This is a genomic window from Coleofasciculus sp. (assembly GCF_046539235.1).
GTDB lineage: Bacteria > Cyanobacteriota > Cyanobacteriia > Cyanobacteriales > Coleofasciculaceae > Coleofasciculus.
The window spans coordinates 1-7,311 of record NZ_JBKHHI010000337.1; the positions used below are offsets into that span (position 1 = coordinate 1).

Genomic DNA, 7,311 nt, shown 5'->3' on the forward strand with positions numbered 1-7,311 from the left:
ACTCTTCCTAATTATTTGTCGGTTATGAATTCCAATCCCACATCACGGGATTATCGCCCAAGGGATCAGTAACAATGCGTCCGATCGCGTCAATTTCTTGCAGTTCTTCTTGAGATAATTTAACCTCAGCCGCCTTAGCATTACTAGAGGATTGTCCCTCATGACGCGCTCCCGCGATCGCATGAGTTTGGGGTTGGGCAATTAACCAAGCCAAGGATAATTGGGCAAGACTGCAATCATGGCGTTCGGCAATTGGACGCAGTTTATCTAAAGCTTGCTGCGCTCGTTTATAGTTTTCTCCTTGAAACAGACGATTTTTGGCACGATGATCGCCTTCTGGGAATTGATGATCGGGTCCAAATTTACCCGTGAGCAATCCTTGAGCAAGGGATGAGTATGCCAGGATTGATATATTATTCTCAATGCAGTAGGGTTGAGCATCTTGCTCTACTTTCCGCCAAAACAAGGAGTAGGGGGGCTGTAAGCTCTCAATCTTCCCATACTGAGCCGCTTCTTCTAACTGAGCGCGGGAAAAATTAGACACACCGATTGCCCGAATTTTTCCCTGTTCCTTTAGCTTATTCAAGGCGCTCATTGGCTCCTCAATCGGCACCACCTCAGTATTAAATGTTCCGGGGGGCCAATGAATTTGATACAGGTCAATATAATCTGTCTGTAGATTTTTCAGAGAGCGATCGCAGGCTTCGATAACTTTATCGTGTTTCAGATTCCCTACCCATACTTTGGACGCATAAACCACCTGATCGCGCACATCTGATAATGCCTGGGCAACAATCTGCTCAGAATGCCCATCACCATAGATTTCTGCGGTATCCACCGTCGTGATACCCGCATCAAAAGCGGCTCGGATGGCTTTAATCGTTTCCGCATCTTCAATCCCCACCCAGGCACTCTTACCTGCCTGCCATGTACCCATTATAATCGGTGTGATTTTGATATCAGAGGTGCCTAAAGGTCGCGTTTCCATAACCAATTCCTGTGATCGTAGACAATTTAACTTCAATTAGCCAAGGGATTAACCGATAAGCCAATCTGATCAAATCTTCTAAGCTTTGGCAGGGTCTTGGCGTCTATCCCAGGTACAATTAGTTTGAACCTCCAGATAGTAGGTTGCTGAAAACCTATCAGTACAAGGATATGGAAGATCATACCCGTAAAATTGCCTTAGTTACAGGTGCTAATAAAGGCTTAGGTTTTGAAATTAGTAAACAACTCGCCCAAAAAGGCATCCGCGTTATTCTGGGAGCGAGAGATGCCAACAAGGGGCGGGAAGCTGGGGAAAAACTTAAGCAAGAAGGATTAGACGTAGATTTCTGTGTTTTGGATGTGAACAGTCATGAGAGTATTGACAAAGCCGTTAGTTGGCTTAAACAAGAACTTGGCGAACTGCATATCCTTGTGAACAATGCCGGGGTGCTACTCGATAGAACAACGTCTGTATTGGCTGTAGATTTTGATACGCTCTCGCAAACCCTGCAAACAAATCTTTATGGCGCTTTTCTAATGTGTCAAGCTTCCATTCCTTTGATGAAAGAATCAAATTATGGTCGCATTGTCAATATGTCTAGTACCCTTGGTTCTTTTGCGGAAATGAGTAATCCAAGTTCGCCTTATTATGATACTCTCACTCCTACCTACAGACTGTCTAAAACAGCTCTCAATGCGGTTACAGCTTTGTTTGCCAAGGAGTTGCGAGGAACCAATATTTTAATCAATTCGGCTTGTCCGGGTTGGGTGAAAACGGATATGGGTTCTGAAGCTGCACCGTTAAACATTGAGCAAGGTGCTGATACCCCTGTATGGCTGGCAACTTTACCCGATGATGGACCCACTGGTGGATTTTTTAACCATCGTCAGCCTATTGCTTGGTAAATAAAGTCGAGTAGAAAAGTAATGCGAATCCAGTGCAACTTTCCTACTTCCCTTCTTCTTTCTGCCTTCTGCCTTCTGCCTTGTCTACACCAACAGGATAAGTATTCAATCGGATATTATATCATCCCTTCCCTTCTAAAATTTCTATCAGCCTATCTTCTAAAGCATTCCGAGCCGCCACATCTGAACAATGATCAATGAGAGATTTTGCCGCCGATATCGCGGCTTGAGCTGTGGGGAAATCAAAACCGCCAAAGGGATCAATAATGGTCGGTTCGAGCAACTGTTCTGATTCTAGCCACGTTACTGTCCAACGCCCTGTTTTTCTCTCCCAAATCGGAATAATTAAATATTCATCCCAATGGGTGTGGTAGCGTTCGGCTTGATCAAAGTTTGCCTTATAAGAGTGGCGTTTATAAACGTTGTCCACTACTTTTCAATCCTCCCTGATTCTTGATGCTTCACTAAATCCTGGTTTAGAGTCCAGGGCTTTGCCTTGAACGGTAATTTCCCCATAGCTTAAGTTTAAAAATCTCGCCTTTTTGCTTTCGTCGTACTATCAAATATTGGACATGATTAGTCGATTTTAGCTGATTTAAGCGGGATTTCCCAAGCCTTTATTTGTGAAACTTTGTATAGCTCCCGCTTTTCTCCTCTACCTGCTGTTTTTAGGCTGAAGCGAGATAATTGCCGTCTCGCCTCAAACGCAGAGTCGAACTTCTGATTATATCATGCGGGGACAGTCAAGGGTTGACCATTATTAGCCGGAGTCAATTGCAGCAAGAAGGGAACTGCTTTTTTCTTCCAATCTTGGATAGCTGTATAAGACGCCGCTCCTTCGCCATAGCAAACTTCCAGCATATCGGTATGGATAATACCGGGATTCAGGGGAATCGCCGCCATTCCTTTGGGCAATTCTTGAGCTAGCGATCGCGTCATGCCTTCAATTGCCCATTTAGAGGTACAGTAGGAGGAGACTTGGGGTGAGGTTGAGCGTCCCCAACCTGAACTCAGATTGACAATAATACCACTGCCTCGGTCAATCATGGCTGGGATAAAATGGCGAATCACATTGGCGACTCCTTTGATATTGACATCAATCAGATCCGAAAAATCTTGACTGGGAATTTCCCACAACGGCGCTAAGTTATTGATAATCGCCACATTATTAATCAGCAGATCCGGTGGAGTGAATTCATTGAGCAGAAGATTTGCCCAAGCCATGACCTGATCTTCATCGGCAACATCGACCACGGTAAAATTATGGGGAGGACCAAAGGCTTGATTGAGATCCTTAATTGCCGCCTCTTTTCGAGCGCAACCCAGAACTGTATGTCCTTGAGCAATAAATCCCTCAGTCATCGCTCGCCCTAAACCCTGAGTGACACCTGTAATCACGATCACTTTTGTCATGGTTACCGTTTTCCCTTGATACCTTTCCTCTAATAGATTAAGGCGATATGGGAAGATGCGATCGCGTACCCGTTTTTCCGGAAGCAGGGGTGGGGTTTACTACCAGGACGACGTCGAGACAATTCGTCGTTACCTCTCCTACTGGTAAGAATTGTAAGTTATGTTCGAGCTTTAGTGTATAATTGTGAACGGTGGAGGAATCAAAGGCAATCCCTAAATTATTCTGGCGGCTCCAAGCTTGGAGTTGATAGGCAAGTTCAATGTTGCGATTTCCCGTTTCACTACCCGTTGGTGATATGATTAGTAATTCCCCTGATTTTGTCCGCTCAAATCGGTAGTCTCGGTTTCTCTGACACAGCTCAAAGAACTGATCATCAGTTAAATCGATACTCAATTTTATCCGAGAAGGCAGAGGAATAGTTGCTATATTCATACAGGTATTACCACAGCATATTTTATCGAATTTTTGGAACCCACCCATGCCGATTTTATTGGGTTTCTCCTAACAGCGATCGCCAATCTTGAATCGCCTGCTCAGACCAAAGCCAATTCTGACTCAGGGCGTCAGGTTGAAAATTCACAGGGTCATCTTGGAGAACTTTTTGCCGCAGTTTCAACGATTCATTTAAAAGATTGGTGCGCTTTTCGGCGGGCTGTTGTTGAGCAGATTTCCAGAATCCTAAAGCGAGTCCAGCATAAGCCGTTAGCGCTTCTTGCTTCGCTGCGTTTCCCGCCACATCTGCATCGATTTCCTCTTGTTCGATTAAGGTGAGAGCATCTAACCAGGCATTGTTGGCTCGCTCGAAATCTCCTTCTGCGTAGTAAGCAAAGCCAAGGGCATTATGATATTTAGCCGAGTCAGGTTGGGCTTTAACCGCCGTTTCCCAATACCGTCGCACATCGCTGATATTATAGTTTGTATCTCCAGTTTGAAGCGACTGCCAAGCCAGACGCCCTCTCAAGAAACTGATGGTTGGGTTATCCAATTGGGCGGGAGAAACAGCCCCAAGTGCAGCATCGGCTTGAGACAATGCACCTCGATTGAGCAACGCTTCGACCGCTTCGGTTCCAGCTTCGATCTTCCCTTTACCTAATTGTGCGATCGCGAAAGCTGTAACGCGACTGGTTTCGGCTTTGTCTAAGTTGATTCCATCTAAGTCTGAGGGTTGGGGTAGACTCGGCAGAGACTCAGGCGATGTAATTAACCCACCCGGTTGCGGCTGGCGGTTCCAAAGCAAGGCAAAACTTAATAGTGAGATCGCAACTGCACCAACTCCCAATCCAATCCACAGTTTAGGCGCAACCAGCCAAGAACGCCATCCCTTTTCAGTCGATTCCACTGGAGCGGGTTTCGGCGTCACCGTCTTTTCAGATGACGGCGTTGCTGTTTTTGGCACAGACGTTGGTGCTGGCGCTGCTGAGGAAACTGTGGGTTGCTGAGACGGCGGGTTGGGTACGTCCTGATTCTCTTGTTCAGGTGCGGTTTGGGGTGGATAATTCGCGTTTGGGCGAGGTAATTTAGGTTCCTCGATCTCCGGCTCACTATCCAGTTGTTCGAGTAAATTCTTAATAAAGCTAGACGGATCATCCCCCTCATCTTCTGAGGGAGTCTCCTCTGAGGGCGTCTCATCTAGCCAATTTTGCCTCGGTTGATACTCATACTTAGCTAGGGGAGGTTTCTCCTCTAACAGGAATTCATCCTCATCCTCTAACCTCGTTCTGTTTAACATCTGTTGTGTGAATAGTTCAGCGTCACTTTCATCAGAGACTAATGGCATATCTGGTGGTTCCGGTAACTGTAATCGTTCTTCCCGATGGTGATAGTCATCTTCCACGTTGGTGAGGAATCCATCAAATTCGGGATGCAGGTAAAGTACAGGTAGCGCCCAATATAATTGGTTAGAGCCATAGGCAGAAATTAGCCCCTGTCGCGCTCGACTCAGACTCAGATCAATGGGATAGCCTTGATTAAGATTCCGATAAAGGAGGCGAGTGAGGGTGAGTGCCACTTCATCGGGAATTCGCTCTGCCATGGCTAGAACACCGGGAATGCCTCGTTTGACCAAGGCTTCGGCTAAATTGCGGTCTTTGCCATTATTTAGGGGATCTGAGGTGGCTGTATAGGCTCCCCGACAGGAGTTAAATACGGCTAATTGCACGCCATTATTTGCTAGCAATCCGGCTAAATCATTACCGTTTAAGGTTTCCGTTAATCCGGTTTTATTACTAACTAAATAAACATCACCGCCAGAATCCCCCAAACTACTGTGACCTGCATAATGGAAGACTTGATATTGACCTTGTTCTAAGGCTTGGGTAAGTTGTTCTCGTCCCGGTTGTTCGAGAATGGTGAGTTGAATCGCCGGGGGTTCTTGGCGAGAACGGTTTTTGAGTTCTTCTTGTAGATGTGCTGCTTCCTGTGCCAGTTCTAAACTCTCTTGATCACTAGGTCCAGCAATGACCATAAGAATCTTCAGGACAGGATTGGGTTGAGGGGGAAGGGAATGAATCGGTCGCATCAACCCGGTGCTGAGTTGATATCGGGAGAAGGCGACATCCGTCCCGGTTGCCAAAGGGCGATCGCCTGCATGGAGAACTTCCCAGGGTAAGCGAGGTAAGCGATTCCCCTTGAGTCCCAGGCGCAGTCGTAATACGGTGCGTTGATTTTGCGCGATCGCTTGTGCCATCATCCAGCTATCACGCAAGCTCCCTTGGAATAAAGCATTATAGAGTTCCTGACCCAGCGCCACTAAGTTTTGGCAGGATTGACGCACTTGCTGATCTGAATTAGGCAAGAGAAACAGCTCATCCATACTGCTACCCCCCCCTTGTAACAAGCCCAGGAGGGGATCATTCATCAGTTGTCTCGCTTGCGTTAACCACTCATCCATGGGCCAACGCACTTGTTCTTCTGCCAAAGGCACCCCGGGTGCGACTCGTTCAATCCGCACTAGATGCTGGTCATCCCCCAAAGGGGTCACAGAGATATGGAATTCCTGTGCCACTGCTATTGCCTGGTCAAGTTTGCTGAATGTCAAGGGTTTTTACTGGGTTTTCAAGATTTATCGCGTTCATAGTGTCTTTAGATATAGATTGATTTAATTCTATGAAAGTTTCCTTAGAGAGTTTAGGGACTCAGACGCGAGTCATGTATTCAATGAGACCTTTTGATCTTCTTTTGATCTTATGGATGAGGGGCAAGACATTAACCCTTGTTGAGAACGCTGGAATTTTTCGGCGGCGGATGCTACTGAACTCAAATGGAGGAACTGATCCAGGATTGTTCCGGATAAACCCCGCCTATTCCAGAAGAGTGAAATGGTAGATGCACCCTGATTGACGTTCCCTGGCTCACTGATTTGGGCTAGGGATTTTTTTTTAGCCATAGTGGGTAAGCCACATCCAGCATTTTTCGTTCAATCTCTCTTATCTTAGCAACGGTTGCACGAGAGGGATACATCCGGAAATTCCTCTGGGAAAGGAAGTAGAAGTAGGGTAGGCTGGGTGTAGTGCATCTGAACTGGGGGAAATTCAGATGAAATCAAAACGATTAACAACCGCAATAAAATTAGTGGAAGCTGTAGCAGAACATCAGGCGTTTGTGCAGCATTTTAATCCTCAGCATTAACCTTCAGGTAGGGGCGGGTTTAGGGATTTACTTTGAATCGACGCCGATAACTTTTCTACAAAACCCGCCCTTAATCATTTGCATCTCACTGATGATACAACTGAATCCGACAGGCGATAGGATTGAAGATATTAAGTTTGAGGGAACAGGTTGTGTGATCGCGTCAGCCGATTTGATGGCGGATACGGTACGGGGAAAAACCATAGCCGAAGCCCTGTCAATGGTGGAACGCTTTCGGGAGATGATTACCGGACAAGGTGAGTTTTCCCCAGAGTTGCGGAAACTGAACGCTTTACAGGGTGTTTCCCAGTTTCCTATACGGATTAAATGTGCGACATTGAGTTGGCATACGCTTAAAGCTGTCTTGGAATCGTGAA

Annotated in this window: 5 protein-coding genes and 2 pseudogenes; 2 read left to right on the forward strand and 5 right to left on the reverse strand. The window is 46.3% G+C overall.

Annotation, left to right across the window (positions count from 1 at the left end; all coding sequences use genetic code 11):
* Window positions 1-22: 22 nt before the first annotated feature.
* Window positions 23-988: an aldo/keto reductase gene (locus tag ACLFWI_RS23135; protein WP_446414881.1), complete on the reverse strand. Its 966-nt coding sequence runs from the start codon at window positions 986-988 to the stop codon at window positions 23-25.
* 170 nt (window positions 989-1,158) lie between these two features.
* On the opposite strand from ACLFWI_RS23135, the gene ACLFWI_RS23140 reads away from it, so the two are divergent.
* On the forward strand, window positions 1,159-1,893 hold the full coding sequence (locus tag ACLFWI_RS23140) for an SDR family oxidoreductase (protein WP_446414882.1): 735 nt from the start codon (window positions 1,159-1,161) through the stop codon (window positions 1,891-1,893).
* A gap of 121 nt (window positions 1,894-2,014) precedes the next feature.
* On the opposite strand, the gene ACLFWI_RS23145 is transcribed toward ACLFWI_RS23140, so the two are convergent.
* The 4 genes and pseudogenes from ACLFWI_RS23145 to ACLFWI_RS23160 form a co-directional block, all read right to left on the reverse strand.
* Window positions 2,015-2,323 (reverse strand): hypothetical protein, encoded by a 309-nt coding sequence (locus ACLFWI_RS23145; protein WP_006099384.1) that lies wholly within the window; start codon window positions 2,321-2,323, stop codon window positions 2,015-2,017.
* A gap of 299 nt (window positions 2,324-2,622) precedes the next feature.
* Window positions 2,623-3,306, reverse strand: coding sequence for an SDR family oxidoreductase (locus tag ACLFWI_RS23150; protein ID WP_446414883.1), 684 nt, complete (start codon window positions 3,304-3,306; stop codon window positions 2,623-2,625).
* 190 nt (window positions 3,307-3,496) lie between these two features.
* Window positions 3,497-3,739, reverse strand: a pseudogene (locus ACLFWI_RS23155) (Uma2 family endonuclease); the annotation flags it as partial.
* A gap of 55 nt (window positions 3,740-3,794) precedes the next feature.
* Window positions 3,795-6,344, reverse strand: a complete 2,550-nt coding sequence (locus ACLFWI_RS23160; RefSeq protein ID WP_446414884.1) for a CHAT domain-containing protein — start codon at window positions 6,342-6,344, stop codon at window positions 3,795-3,797.
* 678 nt (window positions 6,345-7,022) lie between these two features.
* Between ACLFWI_RS23160 and sufU the strand changes: the two are divergent.
* A pseudogene (sufU, locus tag ACLFWI_RS23165) lies at window positions 7,023-7,310 on the forward strand (Fe-S cluster assembly sulfur transfer protein SufU); the annotation flags it as partial.
* Window position 7,311: the final 1 nt, after the last annotated feature.

What these genes read in the sequence shown, in the direction of transcription:
- ACLFWI_RS23150 (WP_446414883.1), bottom strand. Translation starts at nt 3,306, where the DNA reads ATGACAAAAGTGATCGTGATTACAGGTGTCACTCAGGGTTTAGGGCGA.
- ACLFWI_RS23135 (WP_446414881.1), bottom strand. Translation starts at nt 988, where the DNA reads ATGGAAACGCGACCTTTAGGCACCTCTGATATCAAAATCACACCGATT.
- ACLFWI_RS23140 (WP_446414882.1), top strand. Translation starts at nt 1,159, where the DNA reads ATGGAAGATCATACCCGTAAAATTGCCTTAGTTACAGGTGCTAATAAA.